The sequence below is a fragment of the Paraburkholderia sediminicola genome (assembly GCF_046026855.1).
Taxonomy (GTDB): Bacteria; Pseudomonadota; Gammaproteobacteria; order Burkholderiales; family Burkholderiaceae; genus Paraburkholderia; species Paraburkholderia sediminicola_A.
Genome location: NZ_JAQQET010000020.1, coordinates 122,335 through 137,914 on the forward strand (window position 1 = coordinate 122,335; position 15,580 = coordinate 137,914).

Annotated in this window: 21 protein-coding genes; 2 read left to right on the plus strand and 19 right to left on the minus strand. The window is 59.0% G+C overall.

Translation table 11 applies throughout. The annotated features are described in order from the left end of the window. Positions 1-2: 2 nt before the first annotated feature. Entirely contained in the window at positions 3-2,225 is a 2,223-nt protein-coding gene (gene resB, locus PQR40_RS22460; RefSeq protein ID WP_408236124.1) for a cytochrome c biogenesis protein ResB, read from the minus strand. A gap of 173 nt (positions 2,226-2,398) precedes the next feature. After that, a complete protein-coding gene (locus PQR40_RS22465; RefSeq protein ID WP_408236148.1) occupies positions 2,399-3,052 on the minus strand; it encodes a c-type cytochrome in 654 nt (217 codons plus the stop codon). A gap of 216 nt (positions 3,053-3,268) precedes the next feature. Here PQR40_RS22465 and yihA point away from each other — a divergent pair, with 216 nt between their 5' ends. After that, on the plus strand, positions 3,269-3,922 hold the full coding sequence (gene yihA / locus PQR40_RS22470) for a ribosome biogenesis GTP-binding protein YihA/YsxC (protein ID WP_408509893.1): 654 nt from the start codon (positions 3,269-3,271) through the stop codon (positions 3,920-3,922). A 251-nt stretch (positions 3,923-4,173) separates the two neighbouring features. Then, positions 4,174-5,172 (plus strand): porphobilinogen synthase, encoded by a 999-nt coding sequence (hemB, locus tag PQR40_RS22475; protein ID WP_408236130.1) that lies wholly within the window; start codon positions 4,174-4,176, stop codon positions 5,170-5,172. A gap of 124 nt (positions 5,173-5,296) precedes the next feature. Here the strand turns inward: hemB and PQR40_RS22480 are convergent, their stop codons facing one another. The 17 genes from PQR40_RS22480 to rpsN all read right to left on the minus strand — a co-directional run bounded on the left by PQR40_RS22480 (position 5,297) and on the right by rpsN (position 15,573). Next, on the minus strand, positions 5,297-7,177 hold the full coding sequence (locus PQR40_RS22480) for a protein-disulfide reductase DsbD (protein ID WP_408391060.1): 1,881 nt from the start codon (positions 7,175-7,177) through the stop codon (positions 5,297-5,299). Beyond that, entirely contained in the window at positions 7,170-7,502 is a 333-nt protein-coding gene (cutA, locus tag PQR40_RS22485) for a divalent-cation tolerance protein CutA (RefSeq protein ID WP_408241236.1), read from the minus strand. Before cutA ends, PQR40_RS22480 begins: the two co-directional genes overlap by 8 nt. A 183-nt stretch (positions 7,503-7,685) precedes the next feature. Beyond that, positions 7,686-8,078 (minus strand): 50S ribosomal protein L17, encoded by a 393-nt coding sequence (rplQ, locus tag PQR40_RS22490; RefSeq protein ID WP_006052227.1) that lies wholly within the window; start codon positions 8,076-8,078, stop codon positions 7,686-7,688. Positions 8,079-8,259: 181 nt separating this feature from the next. Next, positions 8,260-9,237 carry a DNA-directed RNA polymerase subunit alpha gene (locus PQR40_RS22495; protein WP_006052226.1) on the minus strand — a complete coding sequence of 326 codons (978 nt, stop codon included), beginning with the start codon at positions 9,235-9,237 and terminating at the stop codon, positions 8,260-8,262. A gap of 124 nt (positions 9,238-9,361) precedes the next feature. Beyond that, positions 9,362-9,985, minus strand: coding sequence for a 30S ribosomal protein S4 (gene rpsD / locus PQR40_RS22500; protein ID WP_027800372.1), 624 nt, complete (start codon positions 9,983-9,985; stop codon positions 9,362-9,364). 158 nt (positions 9,986-10,143) lie between these two features. Further along, positions 10,144-10,548: a 30S ribosomal protein S11 gene (gene rpsK / locus PQR40_RS22505; protein ID WP_006052224.1), complete on the minus strand. Its 405-nt coding sequence runs from the start codon at positions 10,546-10,548 to the stop codon at positions 10,144-10,146. A 28-nt stretch (positions 10,549-10,576) separates the two neighbouring features. Then, positions 10,577-10,942 (minus strand): 30S ribosomal protein S13, encoded by a 366-nt coding sequence (gene rpsM, locus PQR40_RS22510; protein ID WP_012434566.1) that lies wholly within the window; start codon positions 10,940-10,942, stop codon positions 10,577-10,579. Between the two features lie 41 nt (positions 10,943-10,983). Beyond that, entirely contained in the window at positions 10,984-11,100 is a 117-nt protein-coding gene (rpmJ, locus tag PQR40_RS22515) for a 50S ribosomal protein L36 (RefSeq protein ID WP_004199844.1), read from the minus strand. 20 nt (positions 11,101-11,120) lie between these two features. Further along, a complete protein-coding gene (gene infA, locus PQR40_RS22520) occupies positions 11,121-11,339 on the minus strand; it encodes a translation initiation factor IF-1 (protein ID WP_004521905.1) in 219 nt (72 codons plus the stop codon). 8 nt (positions 11,340-11,347) lie between these two features. Further along, positions 11,348-12,694 carry a preprotein translocase subunit SecY gene (gene secY / locus PQR40_RS22525; RefSeq protein ID WP_408241239.1) on the minus strand — a complete coding sequence of 449 codons (1,347 nt, stop codon included), beginning with the start codon at positions 12,692-12,694 and terminating at the stop codon, positions 11,348-11,350. A gap of 46 nt (positions 12,695-12,740) precedes the next feature. Then, the gene (gene rplO, locus PQR40_RS22530) at positions 12,741-13,175 is read right to left on the minus strand and encodes a 50S ribosomal protein L15 (RefSeq protein ID WP_074281990.1); all 435 of its coding nucleotides are present in this window, start codon (positions 13,173-13,175) and stop codon (positions 12,741-12,743) included. Positions 13,176-13,204: 29 nt separating this feature from the next. Continuing rightward, on the minus strand, positions 13,205-13,387 hold the full coding sequence (gene rpmD, locus PQR40_RS22535; RefSeq protein WP_007180126.1) for a 50S ribosomal protein L30: 183 nt from the start codon (positions 13,385-13,387) through the stop codon (positions 13,205-13,207). A gap of 10 nt (positions 13,388-13,397) precedes the next feature. After that, positions 13,398-13,916 carry a 30S ribosomal protein S5 gene (gene rpsE / locus PQR40_RS22540; protein ID WP_007180127.1) on the minus strand — a complete coding sequence of 173 codons (519 nt, stop codon included), beginning with the start codon at positions 13,914-13,916 and terminating at the stop codon, positions 13,398-13,400. Positions 13,917-13,930: 14 nt separating this feature from the next. After that, positions 13,931-14,296: a 50S ribosomal protein L18 gene (gene rplR / locus PQR40_RS22545; protein WP_102632854.1), complete on the minus strand. Its 366-nt coding sequence runs from the start codon at positions 14,294-14,296 to the stop codon at positions 13,931-13,933. Between the two features lie 12 nt (positions 14,297-14,308). Continuing rightward, positions 14,309-14,839: a 50S ribosomal protein L6 gene (gene rplF, locus PQR40_RS22550; protein WP_370711630.1), complete on the minus strand. Its 531-nt coding sequence runs from the start codon at positions 14,837-14,839 to the stop codon at positions 14,309-14,311. An 18-nt stretch (positions 14,840-14,857) separates the two neighbouring features. Continuing rightward, complete coding sequence (rpsH, locus tag PQR40_RS22555; protein ID WP_006052216.1) at positions 14,858-15,253, minus strand: 30S ribosomal protein S8; 396 nt, start codon at positions 15,251-15,253, stop codon at positions 14,858-14,860. Positions 15,254-15,267: 14 nt separating this feature from the next. Next, the gene (gene rpsN, locus PQR40_RS22560; RefSeq protein ID WP_120289167.1) at positions 15,268-15,573 is read right to left on the minus strand and encodes a 30S ribosomal protein S14; all 306 of its coding nucleotides are present in this window, start codon (positions 15,571-15,573) and stop codon (positions 15,268-15,270) included. Positions 15,574-15,580: the final 7 nt, after the last annotated feature.

Genomic DNA, 15,580 nt, shown 5'->3' on the forward strand with positions numbered 1-15,580 from the left:
TCTTACCGGGTCGAATCTTGTGAGCTTGCGGACGGCGCGCCGGCATTGCCGGGTTTGTCGGAGGCGCCGGCGGCGTCGGATGCTTCTGTGAGTTTGGCGCCCAGCGCGGCGCCTACAGCGTCGCGCGTTTGGACGAACTCCTTTTCGAAATCGAGCGTTTTGCGCGCACTCGACATCGCCATCACGACATTCGTGCCGTGATCGGTATCTTTGAGCCAGAACCAGAGGCGCCGTTCGCGGACGTAGAACATCGAAAAGATGCCTAACACGAGAAGCAGGCTGCCAAGATACACGACTTTTTTGCCCGGCGCGCGCGTCAACTGAAATACCGAAGCTTGCACCTGCTTGAAGGAGTCAAGCTGCAAGTAGACCGGCGATCCATACAAAAAGCTGTCGGATATCGCGTTGATCGAGCTTTGGATGAAGCGGCTGGCGTCCGCGTTGGCCTGCGCATCCGGTTCGCCCAGCTGCTCACGCGACAGTTGCCACAGGTCCCACGTCGCACCTTCCAGCATACGCAGGAGCAGGCCAGCGGCCTTTTCCTGCTCGCCCTTAGGCACCGAATGGTCGATGAAACCGGCAATTGCCTGGAAGCCGCCGACCGTCTGGCCATTCGGCATTTTGATACTGTTGTCCGCACCGGCAAACAGGGTCAGGACACGCAAGGCGCTTTCTTCCAGATGCTGTTGCAGTTCGGTATTCGAACCCGGCACCGAGCGCAGCGCGAAACGGTGGGCGGCCGTTGCGCGCATGGCTGGATTTTCAAGCGTGGCGCGCAGGTTCATCCACTCCTTGACGGTACCGCCGGTGTCGGCGGGAATACGCAAGTAGCGGAACGGGTCGTCCGGATTCAGGCGCATGCCGGCGAGGAACATCTTTTCGCCGGCTACGTCAACCGGCAGCATGTAGTTGTTGTACTCGCGCGCCTGGCCGTCCTTGTCACGCACCTTGTACTGAACCGACGGGCCGACGTTATGCAGATCGAGCGGTTTCGAGGTCTTCGCGCCCGAGCCGAGGCGCTCGTCAAACGCTTCTTTCAGTGTTCGATGTGCAGCGACACCACGGGCATCGGTCTGGCCGCTGCCGTTTGAGACGTTTTCGACGTTGATCGCGCGGAAATCGGTGAATTCGACGGTCTGGCCATCCGCCAACGGCGAGGCCGTGCTCAACGGCGCATTGCCGCCGATCGTGCCGCCGAACGGCGCGGTCTTCGCACTCGCGCCGGACATCGGGTACGCGGTCATCTGCATCTGCGAGCCGCCATCCTGGAAGCTCGACTGATAAATCGACACGCCGTCGTAGGTGAATGGCTTGTTCACTTCGACCCGCGCCGGCACGCGTGCGCCGGTCTTATGGTCGACCACGACGATGTCGCTCGCGAACAGTTTCGGCATGCCGGTCGAATAATAGTCGACGATGAACTTGTTGAGCTCGATCGAGAACGGCAGGTCCTGGATCAGCGAGCCGTCCGGCTGGTTAAGGATCGCCGTCGATACATGCTGCCCCTCCGGCACCCACGCATAACCGCGGAAAGTCGGGTTCGATTGCGACATGCGATGTTCAGGCGGAATGTCGTTGATGACCGTGTTGGCGCGGATCGGCGACTTATCGAACAGCCACATTTGCAGCTTGATCGGCAGATTGCTATCGAGCAGACCACCCAGACAGATCACCACGATCGCAATGTGCGCGGAGATGTAGCCGAATTTGGTCAACGCGCCGCGCTTGGCGGCGATCAGCGTGGCACCGTCTGACTCACGTGTGACGAACTTGTAGCCGAACTTGGCCGAGAGCCGCGCAAGCACCGCCGAGGTCTCCGCGCGCGTGCCGTGCACCGCGAACTCGCCCTTGTGATGGAACGCACGCAAGCTGCCTTCGCGAACCTTGTCCTTCCAGCTCTTGGCGTCCGCGACCATTTTTGGCGCATTGCGGATCACGCACAGCGACACCGACACCATCAGGAAGCCGAGAATCAGCATGAACCACCACGAACTGTACACCGTGTACAGACTCAGCGAGCGGAAGATGTCCGCCCAGAACGGGCCGAACTGATTGACGTAGTTGGGATAGGGGTCGTCCTGCGTGAGAACGGTGCCGATGATGCTGGCGATCGACAAAATCACGAGCAGCGCGATGGCGAAACGCATCGAACTCAATACTTCGATGACGCTGCGCGTGGTGCGATTGCCTGACTTCGACTGCAAACCCGACGTGGTGACGCTCATTCATACTCCGACTGAACAGCAAAAAAGGGTGAAGGGCTGTCGTAGGCACGACGCCCCCACCCTTTTCTTGTTTTGCACCGGCCTCGCGGGGCCAGTTGCACTTGTGTGCGGACTCACTCGTGAGAAAACGCCGGGCCGCCCCAGGTTTTCTCGCCCCCTCAGGGGGCTCTATCTTAGTGCAAGCCCGCGATGTAATCAGCTACAGCCTTGATCTCACTGTCCGATAGACGCGTTGCAATTGCATGCATCGCCTCATTGTTATTACGTGCGCCGGGACCTTGTGTGAACGCGGTCAACTGCGCCACCGTGTATTCGGCCCACTGCCCCGACAGACGCGGATACTGCGACGGAATCCCCTGGCCGGTCGGCCCGTGGCAGCTTGCGCACGCCGGCACACCCTTGTCCGCAATGCCGCCGCGATAAATCTTCTGACCGAGCGGCACGGTATCTTTGTTATGCGCGTAGCCTGGCTTCGGGGTCTGCGTCGAAAAATAGGCAGCCACGTTGACCACGTCCTGATCGGACAGCGCCGCGGCCATGCCCGCCATGATCGCATTGTTGCGCGCGGGCTGTTTGGCGCCAGGCTGCGTCTTGAAATCCATGAGCTGTTTGACGATGTACTCTGGATGCTGGCCCGCCAGCTTCGGATAGGCACCGCCGGCACTATTGCCGTCTGCACCGTGACATGACGCGCAAACCTGCACTGCGATTGCCTGCCCCCGATTGACGTCCGGCTTTGCCGGATCTGCTGCTCGTGCCTGAATTGCCAAACCTGAAAGACCTGCCGCTACTTGAAACACCATCAGAGCCTTGCACAGTCGATTCATTCGCACACCCTGTCTCGTCTTGTGGGATTTTAGAGGTTTTGCAAGATACGACAGCGACTGAGTGACCGCAAAGAGCCGCCAAGGCACGCGGGCTGGCCCCCTCAGGTTTTCAGTAAACCATCGTATTGTACAATAACTCGCTAATCGCTAAGACGCCAGTCGGGCTTGACCCGTCCCCACTCCGGGTTCCCCGGCGTCTCGAATCCTGGCCTGATCATGTCCTTCCTGCTCCACCAATCCCGCTTTTTCACGACAGTCAATCATCTGCGTGATCTGCCGGCCACTGCGCAACCTGAGATCTGCTTTGCCGGACGCTCAAATGCGGGCAAGTCGACGGCTATCAATATTCTGTGCAATCAGAAGCGCCTCGCATTCGCCAGTAAGACGCCTGGCCGCACGCAGCACATCAATTATTTCTCGGTGGGAAAGGCGGACGAGCCGACTGCGCACCTAGTCGACCTGCCGGGCTACGGCTATGCGGAAGTGCCGGGCGCAGCCAAGGCCCATTGGGAAGCGCTGCTCTCAACCTACCTGCAGTCGCGCTCGCAACTGCGCGGCATGATCCTGATGATGGACTCGCGCCGCCCGCTGACGGATCTGGACCGGCGGATGATCGAGTGGTTCGCGCCAACCGGCAAGCCGATTCATACGCTGCTAACCAAGTGCGACAAATTGACGCGCCAGGAAAGCATCAACGCCTTGCGTGCAACGCAGAAGGGTTTGGCTGAATATCGCACCGCTGGCTATCAGGGCGAGTTGACCGCACAGCTGTTCTCGGCGCTCAAACGCGTCGGTATCGACGAAGCACATGAGCTGATCGAAAGCTGGCTGATCCCCGACACGAAGGGCGAAACAGACGCTCCGCAGTAACCGCGCGGCTTGTACAAGCCAAGGCAAAAGCGCCTTTTCGTCCGCCCATAAAAAAACCCGCCGCTTTAACGGCGGGTCAAACAGCCTAATCGAAACAAACGACAGGCACCCGCTCAGGGAGGAGAAGCGGGGAGGTCAGCGCAGGGCGCCTTGCTCGATCGGTATGATATACCATTGTCTCGAAAAGTTTCCGGGAGCGGAGGCAGGCGTTACTTGTCCACTCCACACATCCACGTTTCTTCGATTCGTTTATGAGCTTCTACCCGCACTACCGTCCCCGCCGCATGCGCCGTGACGACTTCTCGCGCCGTCTGATGCGAGAAAACATCCTCACCACCAACGATCTGATCTATCCCGTGTTCATCGTCGAAGGCACCAACGTGCGGCAAGCCGTACCGTCGATGCCGGGCGTCGAGCGCGTGTCGGTGGATCTGCTGATGGGCGTGGCCGAGCAATGCATCGAGTTGGGCGTGCCGGTGCTGTCGCTTTTTCCCGCAATCGAACCGTCCTTGAAGACGCCTGATGGCCGCGAAGCGACCAACGCAGCCGGCCTGATCCCGCGCGCGGTTCGCGAACTGAAAAAGAACTTTCCCGACCTTGGCGTGCTTACGGACGTCGCGCTCGATCCGTACACGAGCCACGGCCAGGATGGCGTACTCGACGAAAACGGCTATGTGATCAACGACGAGACCGTCGATATCCTCGTCGAACAGGCGCGCGCGCAGGCTGAAGCGGGCGTCGATATCGTCGCGCCCTCGGACATGATGGACGGCCGCATCGGCGCGATCCGCGAAATGCTCGAGAGCGAGGATCATGTCCACACGCGCATCATGGCTTACGCGGCCAAGTTCGCGTCGGCGTTTTACGGCCCGTTCCGCGACGCTGTTGGTTCCGCAACGAACCTCGGCAAGAGCAACAAGATGACCTACCAGATGGATCCAGCCAATTCGGACGAAGCGCTGCGCGAAGTGCAAGCGGACATCGAGGAAGGCGCAGATATGGTGATGGTCAAGCCGGGTATGCCGTATCTGGACATCGTGCGTCGCGTGAAAGACGAGTTCAAGTTTCCGACTTACGTCTATCAGGTGAGCGGCGAATACGCGATGCTAAAGGCCGCCGCACAGAACGGCTGGCTCGATCACGACAAGGCGATGATGGAATCGCTGCTGGCATTCAAGCGGGCAGGCGCGGATGGCGTGCTGACCTACTTCGCGCTGGATGCCGCGCGAATTCTGCGCTCGCAGAAGTGATTTGACCGACGCCTTGCCTTGGCGAGCGGCGTCAGTCTGAATGCTCGAGAAAAAACGGAGGCGGACTTTTCAGTCCCGCCTCCGTTTTTTTATGCACGCCCCTGCGGCAGAACCGGACCACCGGTTACGCGCCGGGCGTACTCGCGCGATCGAGGCTGCGCAAGAACTTGTCAGCGGACTCGTATCCGACGACGCGCAACACCTCCTTGCCGCCTTGATCGAAGAAGATGATGCCAGGCGGCCCGAACAGGCTGAAACGCTTGAGGAGCATTTGATCGTCGGCGTTATTCGCAGTGACGTCGGCGCGCAGTAGGTTCATCTGCTTCAACTTCGCCTTGACACGCGGATCGCTGAATGTGAATTTCTCCATTTCTTTGCAGCTCACGCACCAGTCTGCATAAAAATCAAGCATAGCGGGTTGTGCGGCCGTTTTGACGGCCTCGTCGAGCTCGGTCGAGGAACGAACCGAGGCGAACGTCAGGTCGCTCTGTGGCGCTGCATTCGGCGTATTGGAGGCGTTTGCCACGCTAGCCTCACCACCAGCGCGCGCGGCCAGGACAGCCAGCGGACGCAGCGGATCGGAGGAGCCCGCAGCCAGGCCCACCAGCAGCACCGCAGCCCAGATTGCCAGCGCCGCACCGATACCACGGCCGAGCCGACGCCACACTGAAGCGTTCACAGCCGGCGCCGAGAAAAGACCGAGTCCAGCTGCGGCGATCAGCAACCACAACGCGCTCAACAGCATTGTCGGTGTCGCGCCGAGCACCGGCCAGACGATCCACAGGGCCGCCGCAAGCAGCACCACGCCAAAAAACACCTTGACGCCATCCATCCATGCACCGGCGCGCGGCAGCAAGGTACCGGCGCCAAGACCGATGATCAGGAGCGGCACGCCGAGACCGAGTCCCATCGAGAACAGCGCCGCGCCGCCGAGAAAGGCGTCGCCCGTATGTGCGATGAACGCCAGCACGGCAAAGAGCGGCGCGGTCATGCAGGCGCCCACCACTAACGCGGAGAGCGCGCCCATGACGGCCACCGCAGCAAACTTGCCGCCGGAACGCCCGCTCGATGCACGCGACACGCCGTCCTGCCAGCGCTGCGGCAACGCGATATCGAAGCCCGCGATCAGGGTCAGCGCAAAAACAGTCAACAGTACGCCGAACGTCCCGAGCACCCACGGGTTCTGCAGCCACGCGCCGAGACTCTGGCCAACAAGCGCCGCCGCAATGCCAAGCGCCGTGTACACGAGCGCCATACCGATCACGTACGCCAGCGACAATGCAAAGCCGCGGGCACGCGTCACCCGCGCGCCTTCGCCGATGATGATTGCAGACAGGATGGGAATCATCGGATACGAGCACGGCAGCAGACTGAGCACGGCACCGGCCACGAAATAGAGCCCGATGATTGCGAAGAAGCCGCCGCCTTGCAGTAGCGACTGCGCATAGTCAGCGCTGGTGGCGCGTTCATACCACGACGCACCGGCCGCCGCGGATTGCTGCGTGGTGGCAGCGGCGGCCGCCGCTGCGCTGCCGGCCGGCTGCAACGCCTCACCGCTCACGCGGTACACGCGCTCCATCGGCGGGTAGCAGATGCCGGCATCGGCGCAACCTTGAGACGTGACAGCGAGATCGAACGGCCCAGACGCCTGCTTGACGGGAATACGGATCGTCAGCTCATTGCGATAGGTTTCGACGTTCTTGTTGAAGGTCTGATCGAACTTGACGTGGCCTGCCGGCAATTGTGCTTCGCCGATCGTCGCCGTACCGTTACGGGTCGCGAACGCGAAGCGCTCGCGGTACATGTAGTAACCGTCCGCGATCTTGTATGTGACGTCGACTTCGCCCGGTTTTTCGGTCGCGCTGAATTTGAACGCGACGGCGGGATCGAGGAAGTCGTCCGCACCGCGAGCAAGCGTGCCGAACTGCACAAAGATCAGGCAGCCAAGCAGGAAAAGGACTGTGCGCAGTACATTGCGTGCGCGTCGGTTGGAGCCGTTAAACATGGAGAGGACGTTGGGTTTCAGCAGTGACCCACTGGCCGTACGCGGCGGATGCCGTAGCTTGCCACGAGAGGATTTCCGGCGTGTCGTAGGGATGGTGCGCCTGAATGTACTGCTCGAGTTCCAGCGCGCGTGCGCCGCTTGTCTTGAACAGTAACTGAATCTCCTGCGCCACTTCGATCGCGCCCTGCCAGTGATAGCTGGACTGCACAGCGCCCAATTGCGTGACGCAGGCGCATAGGCGCGCTGCCAACGCGTCCGCGGCGAGCTTCTGAGCAACGGCCGCATCAGGTACCGTCGTCAGAATCAAGGTCACATTCACGCTCACAAAGGCTCCGGACAGGCACGATTCAAGTGCCGATATCGTATCACCTAGCCTTGCGATGCCGCTGAGGCACCCGCGGCGAGGATGCGGCATTTAGCCGCTGCATTTGAGTTGCAGCGATGAATCCGCCGCTACAAACAAAAAAGCCAGGCTTGGTGCCTGGCTTTTTCTTCGATGCTAAAAAGCTTACTCAGCTTCTTGCACTTCAACTTCTTCGACTTCCGGACGGTCCAGCAATTCGACCAGTGCCATCGGTGCGTTGTCGCCGACGCGGAAGCCGAACTTCAGGACGCGCAGGTAGCCGCCCGGACGGGTAGCGTAACGCGGGCCGAGAACTTCGAACAGCTTCGTGACCGAGTCACGATCGCGCAGGCGGTTGAACGCCAGACGACGATTTGCCAGCGACGGCTTCTTGCCGAGCGTGATCAGCGGCTCGACGACTTTACGGAGTTCTTTCGCCTTCGGCAACGTCGTCTTGATGACTTCGTGCTCGATCAACGAGTTGGACATGTTACGGAGCATTGCCAGACGGTGGCTGCTCGTGCGGTTCAGTTTCCGCAAACCATGACGGTGACGCATGTTAATTCCTTTGATTCAAAGTTTTGGTCCAGCTCTTCTATCGCGCTCGATCTTCCATCGGTTTCCCAACGGTAGCGAGTGCACGGGCCGGTAGTGAAAAAAGACAAGACGCGGATTTTAAAGGAAAATCCGCGTCTTTGCCAGTGCAGCGGCGGGTCTTATCCCGAGATTACTTCTCGACTTACTTGTCCAATCCTGCCGGCGGCCAGTTTTCGAGTTTCATGCCGAGCGTCAAACCACGCGACGCCAGTACTTCCTTGATTTCGTTCAACGACTTGCGACCCAGATTCGGGGTCTTGAGCAACTCGTTTTCCGTGCGCTGGATCAGGTCGCCGATGTAGTAAATGTTCTCGGCCTTCAGGCAGTTCGCGGAACGAACCGTCAGTTCGAGATCATCAACCGGACGCAGCAGGATCGGATCGATCTGCGGCGCACGCGACGGAGCTTCCGCCGTTGCTTCGGTGCCTTCCAGTGCAGCGAACACCGACAGTTGATCAACCAGAATACGCGCCGATTGACGGATCGCTTCTTCCGGTGAGATCACACCGTTGGTCTCGATGTTCATCACGAGTTTGTCGAGGTCGGTACGTTGTTCGACGCGCGCGCTTTCAACGGCGTAGCTCACGCGGCGAACCGGCGAGAACGACGCGTCCAGCACGATACGGCCGATGATCTTGGCCGACTCTTCGCCGTAACGACGCACATTGCCCGGCACATAACCACGGCCCTTTTCGACCTTGATCTGCACGTCGAGCTTACCGCCCTTCGACAGGTGCGCAATGACGTGATCCGGGTTGATCACTTCGCAATCGTGCGCGAGTTCGATGTCGCCAGCGGTGACAACGCCTTCGCCTTCCTTGCGCAGCGTAACTGTCACTTCGTCACGGTTATGCAGCTTGAACACCACGCCCTTCAGGTTCAACAACAGGTTGACCACATCCTCTTGCACACCGTCGAGCGTCGAATACTCATGTACGACGCCTGCGATCGTCACTTCGGTCGGCGCGTAGCCGATCATCGACGACAGCAGCACGCGCCGGAGCGCGTTACCCAAGGTGTGGCCGTAACCGCGTTCAAACGGTTCCATGACCACTTTCGCGTGGCTCTCACCAAGCGATTCAACTGCGATGATCTTGGGCTTCAACAAACTGGTTTGCATAGGTTTTCCTTTTCAATACCCTCGGCTCGTTACACCGATAAGGCTGACCGGTAACAACCTGAAAATAAACAGCCGAGACGCCCCCTTGCGCAACGCAATCGAGGTGCCCCGGCCATTAATCCGATTACCGCGAATACAATTCGACGATCAGGCTTTCGTTGATATCGCCAGCGATGTCGCTACGTTCCGGCTTGCTCTTGAACGTGCCTTCGAACTTCTTCGAATCGACAGCAACCCAGCTCGGCAGACCGCCTTGCTCAGCCAGCGACAGCGCTTCGAGAATACGCGCCTGTTTCTTCTTTTGTTCGCGCACTGCGACGACGTCGCCCGCCTTCACTTGCATCGACGGAATGTTCGACACAACGCCGTTCACCGTGATCGCCTTGTGGCTCACGAGTTGACGCGCTTCAGCGCGCGTCGAGCCGAAGCCCATGCGATACACGACGTTGTCGAGACGCGATTCGAGCAATTGCAGCAGGTTTTCACCTGTGTTGCCCTTCAGGCGGTCGGCTTCAGCGAAGTAACGGCGGAATTGACGCTCGAGGACGCCATAGATGCGCTTCACTTTTTGCTTTTCGCGCAGCTGCGTGCCGTAGTCGGACGTACGTGCACCCGACGTGCGGCCGTGTTGGCCAGGCTTGCTGTCAAGTTTGCACTTGTCAGCGAGCGAACGACGGGCGCTCTTCAAGAAGAGGTCAGTGCCTTCACGGCGGGACAGCTTGGCCTTAGGGCCGATATAACGTGCCACGTTGATTCCTTCTATGATTAATCACACGAATGCATGCACTCGCGCTAGTCCGAGCCCTTTGGGTCGAACGGTGGGCTTAGTCAATTCAATAGCGCAAGCAGCCTGTGGTCGCCGGCTTACAACCCCCGGCGGCAACAGGCGCTAGCGAAAACAGCGTCTTAGATACGACGACGCTTCGGCGGACGGCAGCCGTTGTGCGGGACCGGCGTCACGTCGGAGATCGCGGTGATCTTGATACCAAGACCATGCAACGCGCGCACCGCCGATTCACGGCCAGGACCGGGGCCCTTGATCCGCACTTCGAGGTTCTTCACGCCGTATTCCATCGCCACGCGGCCAGCCGATTCGGCCGCCACCTGGGCTGCAAACGGGGTCGATTTACGCGAACCCTTGAAGCCCTGACCACCCGACGTTGCCCAAGCAAGTGCATTGCCTTGACGATCGGTGATCGTGATGATGGTGTTGTTGAACGACGCGTGAACGTGAACCACGCCCTCGGCGACGTTCTTCTTGACCTTCTTGCGAACGCGTTGCGCCGCGGAGTTGTTCGAAGCCTTAGCCATTACGTTTTCCTGTAACTGTCAGTTCCGCTTACTTCTTCAGCGATTGCGCTGCACGACGCGGACCCTTGCGCGTACGGGCATTCGTACGCGTGCGTTGGCCACGCAGGGGCAAGCCCTTGCGATGACGCACGCCACGGTAGCAGCCGAGATCCATCAGGCGCTTAATGTTCATCGTCGTTTCACGGCGCAGATCGCCTTCAACGATGAACTTGCCGACTTCTTCACGCAGCTTTTCGAGGTCTGCGTCGTTCAGGTCCTTGACCTTCTTCGAAAATGCCACACCAGCAGCGACGCAAATGTCGCGCGAGCGCGTGCGGCCTACACCGTAAATAGCCGTCAGGCCGATTTCGGTATGCTGGTGATTCGGGATGTTAACCCCTGCGATACGAGCCATTGTTTTTCCTCAAACAAAAAGCGCAGCAAAAAGCGCGGCGTTCAGCCTTGACGCTGTTTGTGGCGCGGATCAGAGCTGCAAATCACGCGCACAACGCCTTTGCGCTTGATGATCTTGCAATTGCGGCAAATGCGCTTAACCGATGCCATCACTTTCATGATATTACCCTTTTTTCAAATCACTTCGCCCGGAACACGATCCGCGCACGCGACAGATCGTAAGGCGTCAATTCAACCGTTACCTTGTCGCCCGGCAAGATTCGGATGTAGTGCATCCGCATCTTGCCGGATATGTGTCCCAATACGACATGGCCGTTTTCCAGCTTCACCCTAAAGGTAGCGTTAGGCAGGTTTTCGATGACTTCACCCTGCATCTGGATAACATCGTCTTTGGCCATAAGTCCTTTCAACGCATCGGGACGCCGCCGCCTTTGAAATTAGCTTTCTTCAGCAGCGATTCATACTGTTGCGACATAACGTACGACTGCACCTGCGCCATGAAATCCATTGTGACGACGACAATGATCAGCAGCGACGTTCCACCAAAATAAAACGGCACGTTCCAGCGCAGTACCAAAAATTCAGGCAGCAGACAAACAAACACGATGTAGATCGCACCAGCCAGCGTCAGACGCGTCAGGATGCGGTCGATGTACCGCGCGGTTTGATCGCCCGGGCGGATGCCTGGGACGAAAGCGCCACTCTTTTTCAGGTTGTCGGCCGTTTCCCTGCTGTTGAACACCAGTGCGGTGTAGAAGAAGCAGAAGAAGACGATCGCCAACGCGTACAGCAACACGTACACGGGTTGACCGGGCTTAAGAGCTTCGGCCACGTTATGCAACGTGTCTGCGAACCAGCTGGCACGCGACCCCGAACTAAACCAGTTCAGGATGGTTGCCGGGAAGAGAATGATCGACGATGCAAAGATCGGCGGAATCACGCCCGACATATTCAACTTCAGCGGCAAATGCGAAGACTGACCGCCGTAAATCTTGTTACCGACTTGCCGCTTGGCGTAATTCACAAGAATCTTGCGCTGGCCGCGTTCAATGAACACCACCAGATACGTCACACCGGCAATCAGCGCGACCACGATAATCGCCGAGATGATGCTCATCGAGCCGGTTCGCACCAATTCGAAAAGACCACCGATTGCGTTCGGGAAACCCGCCGCAATACCGCCGAAAATGATGATCGAGATACCGTTGCCAAGCCCGCGTTCCGTGATCTGCTCACCCAGCCACATCAGGAACATCGTGCCGGTCACCAGCGTCACGACCGTCGTCAACCGAAATACCATTCCCGGATCGATCACCAGGCCCGGCTGATTTTCCAGTGCGACGGCAATGCCGAACGCCTGGAACGTCGCCAGCAGGACCGTAAAGATACGCGTGTACTGCGTAATCTTCCGTTGACCCGCCTGCCCTTCCTTTTTCAGCGCTTCCAGTTGCGGCGAGACAATCGCCAGCAACTGCATGATGATCGACGCCGAAATGTACGGCATGATCCCAAGCGCAAAAATCGTGAACCGCGAAAGCGCGCCACCCGAGAACATGTTGAACATGCCAAGGATGCCGCCCGACTGGCTTTGGAACAACTTTGCCAGTTGGTCCGGGTCAATACCCGGCACCGGAATGTGCGCGCCGATACGGTAGACGACCAACGCCAGCAGCAGGAACACTGCACGCCGACGCAGATCGCCAAATTTCGCCGCGCTGCGACCGGGTTTTGCGAGACTCGGACTGTTAGCCAAGTACCTTCTCCGATGCAAATGCTAGTGACGGCAAATAACTTGCTCGTTACTCGGCAAAAGAGCCGCCTGCTGCTTCAATAGCAGCACGCGCACCCTTCGTCGCACCCAGACCCTTCACAACGACCTTGCGCTTCAGCTCGCCCGTCGCGATGATCTTGGCACTCTTGATCAGCTCGCCGAGCAGGCCGGCTTGCTTCAGAGCCAACAGATCGATTTCGTCGACCGGCAGCTTTTCCAGATCAGAGAGACGCACTTCACCAACGAATTCCTTCGTCAGCGAGGTGAAGCCACGCTTCGGCAGGCGACGTTGCAGCGGCATTTGACCGCCTTCGAAGCCAACCTTGTGAAAGCCGCCCGAACGCGACTTCTGACCTTTGTGACCACGGCCAGCAGTCTTGCCCAGACCGGAGCCGATACCACGGCCGACGCGACGCTTAGCGTGCTTCGAGCCTTCAGCCGGCTTCAGGTTATTCAATTCCATTATCAACTCCTTGAGTCCTGGTCAGCCGCTTAGCTGATGACCTTAACGAGGTACGAAACCTTGTTGATCATGCCGCGCACAGCCGGCGTGTCCTGCAACTCGCTAACCGAGTTGAGTCGGCGCAGGCCCAAGCCACGCACCGTTGCACGGTGCGTTTCACGAGTGCCGATCAGGCTCTTGACGAGCTGGACCTTGACAGTTTTATCAGACATGGTGTCCACCTTAGCCCAGAATATCTTCGACGGACTTGCCGCGCTTCGCCGCGATATCACCCGGCGTCGACTGCTTGCGCAGACCGTCGAGGGTTGCACGAACGAGGTTGTACGGGTTCGTCGAACCGTGGCTCTTAGCAACCACGTTTTGCACGCCCATCACGTCGAACACTGCGCGCATCGGGCCGCCAGCGATCACGCCCGTACCGTCCTTCGCCGGAGCGAGGAGGACTGCGGATGCGCCGTGCTTACCGTGCACTTCGTGTTGCAACGTACCGTTCTTCAGCGGCACCTTGAACATGTTGCGGCGAGCTTGTTCCATTGCCTTTTGAACAGCAACCGGAACTTCCTTCGCTTTGCCCTTGCCCATGCCGATGCGGCCATCACCGTCGCCAACCACGGTCAGTGCGGCGAAACCGAGAATCCGGCCACCCTTCACGACCTTGGTCACGCGGTTGACCGAAATCATTTTTTCACGAAGGCCGTCGTCGCGTTCGTCAGCCTGAACTTTCGCTTGCATCTTTGCCATGACGAATTCTTCCCTTAGAACTTGAGTCCGGCTTCGCGTGCCGCATCAGCCAGCGCTTTCACGCGGCCGTGGTAACGGAAACCTGAACGGTCAAAGGCGACGGATTCGATGCCGGCAGCCTTAGCCTTTTCTGCAATGCGCTTACCGATCAGGGTCGCAGCAGCGACGTTGCCGCCCTTGCCCGTCTGATCAGCCAATTGCGCACGCACTTCGGCTTCGAGCGTCGACGCGCTAGCGAGCACCTTGGTGCCACACGGCGAGAACACTTGCGCATAGATGTGCGTGTTCGTGCGATGCACGGCGAGACGCGCGACCTGCAGCTCAGTGATCTTGATACGCGTCTGACGAGCGCGGCGCAGGCGAGATTGAGTCTTATCCATGATTGCGCACCCTTACTTCTTCTTCGTTTCTTTGAGGATCACAACCTCGTTGGCGTAACGCACACCCTTGCCCTTGTAGGGCTCCGGCGGGCGATAGCCGCGCACTTCTGCAGCGACTTGGCCAACTTGTTGCTTATTGATCCCCTTGATCACGATTTCGGTTTGCGTCGGGGTTTCAGCCTTGACGCCTTCCGGCATCTGGTGCACCACGGGGTGCGAGAAACCCAGCGACAGGTTCAGCTTGTCGCCTTGCGCCTGTGCGCGGTAACCGACGCCAACCAGCGTCAGCTTGCGCTCGAAACCCTTCGTCACGCCGTTCACCATGTTCGCAACAAGTGCGCGCATCGTGCCCGACATCGCATTCGCTTCGCGGCTTTCGCCCACCGGCTCGAATTTCAGCGTGCCGTTGTCGTTCACCACCTTCACGAGGCTGTTTGCAGCCTGCGAAATCGTACCCAGCGGGCCCTTGACGGTAATGCGTTCGTCGCTCAGGGCCACTTCTGCGCCTTGCAGCGCGATCGGGCTTTTACCTACTCGAGACATGTTTCTCTCCTTTCGGCCTTAAGCGACGTAGCAGATGACTTCGCCGCCAACGCCCGTTGCACGCGCCTTGCGGTCCGTCATCACGCCCTTCGGCGTCGACACGATTGCCACGCCGAGGCCATTCATGACCACGGGGATGTCGTTACGGCCGCGGTACACACGCAGACCAGGCTTCGAAACGCGTTCAATGCGCTCGATCACCGGACGGCCAGCGTAGTACTTCAACACGATGTTCAATTCAGACTTCGCACCTTCGGACTTCACTGCGAAATCATCGATATAGCCTTCGTCCTTAAGGACCTGCGCAATCGCAACCTTGACTTTCGACGAGGGCATTGTCACCGAAACTTTCTCAACCATCTGCGCATTGCGGATGCGAGTCAGCATATCGGCGATAGGATCACTCATGCTCATTTACGTTTCTCCTATTACCAGCTCGCCTTGGTCAGGCCAGGGATCTCGCCGCGGAACGCGATTTCGCGAATCTTGTTACGCGCCAGCCCGAATTTACGGAACGTGCCACGTGGGCGACCGGTAATTGCACAACGATTGCGCTTACGGGTCGGGTTAGAGTTGCGCGGCAGTTGCTGCAGTTCCAGACGTGCTACGTAATGCTCTTCGTCCGACTTGCTCATATCGCCGATGATCGCTTTCAGCTCAGCACGCTTGGGAGCGTACTTAGCAGCCAGGCGAGCACGCTTCTTTTCACGTTCGATCAGTGCCAGTTTAGCCACGGTAACC

What these genes read in the sequence shown, in the direction of transcription:
- resB (WP_408236124.1), bottom strand. Translation starts at nt 2,225, where the DNA reads ATGAGCGTCACCACGTCGGGTTTGCAGTCGAAGTCAGGCAATCGCACC.
- PQR40_RS22465 (WP_408236148.1), bottom strand. Translation starts at nt 3,052, where the DNA reads ATGAATCGACTGTGCAAGGCTCTGATGGTGTTTCAAGTAGCGGCAGGT.
- yihA (WP_408509893.1), top strand. Translation starts at nt 3,269, where the DNA reads ATGTCCTTCCTGCTCCACCAATCCCGCTTTTTCACGACAGTCAATCAT.
- hemB (WP_408236130.1), top strand. Translation starts at nt 4,174, where the DNA reads ATGAGCTTCTACCCGCACTACCGTCCCCGCCGCATGCGCCGTGACGAC.
- PQR40_RS22480 (WP_408391060.1), bottom strand. Translation starts at nt 7,177, where the DNA reads ATGTTTAACGGCTCCAACCGACGCGCACGCAATGTACTGCGCACAGTC.
- rplQ (WP_006052227.1), bottom strand. Translation starts at nt 8,078, where the DNA reads ATGCGTCACCGTCATGGTTTGCGGAAACTGAACCGCACGAGCAGCCAC.
- PQR40_RS22495 (WP_006052226.1), bottom strand. Translation starts at nt 9,237, where the DNA reads ATGCAAACCAGTTTGTTGAAGCCCAAGATCATCGCAGTTGAATCGCTT.
- rpsK (WP_006052224.1), bottom strand. Translation starts at nt 10,548, where the DNA reads ATGGCTAAGGCTTCGAACAACTCCGCGGCGCAACGCGTTCGCAAGAAG.
- rpsM (WP_012434566.1), bottom strand. Translation starts at nt 10,942, where the DNA reads ATGGCTCGTATCGCAGGGGTTAACATCCCGAATCACCAGCATACCGAA.
- rpmJ (WP_004199844.1), bottom strand. Translation starts at nt 11,100, where the DNA reads ATGAAAGTGATGGCATCGGTTAAGCGCATTTGCCGCAATTGCAAGATC.
- infA (WP_004521905.1), bottom strand. Translation starts at nt 11,339, where the DNA reads ATGGCCAAAGACGATGTTATCCAGATGCAGGGTGAAGTCATCGAAAAC.
- rplO (WP_074281990.1), bottom strand. Translation starts at nt 13,175, where the DNA reads ATGGAATTGAATAACCTGAAGCCGGCTGAAGGCTCGAAGCACGCTAAG.
- rpmD (WP_007180126.1), bottom strand. Translation starts at nt 13,387, where the DNA reads ATGTCTGATAAAACTGTCAAGGTCCAGCTCGTCAAGAGCCTGATCGGC.
- rpsE (WP_007180127.1), bottom strand. Translation starts at nt 13,916, where the DNA reads ATGGCAAAGATGCAAGCGAAAGTTCAGGCTGACGAACGCGACGACGGC.
- rplR (WP_102632854.1), bottom strand. Translation starts at nt 14,296, where the DNA reads ATGGATAAGACTCAATCTCGCCTGCGCCGCGCTCGTCAGACGCGTATC.
- rplF (WP_370711630.1), bottom strand. Translation starts at nt 14,839, where the DNA reads ATGTCTCGAGTAGGTAAAAGCCCGATCGCGCTGCAAGGCGCAGAAGTG.
- rpsH (WP_006052216.1), bottom strand. Translation starts at nt 15,253, where the DNA reads ATGAGCATGAGTGATCCTATCGCCGATATGCTGACTCGCATCCGCAAT.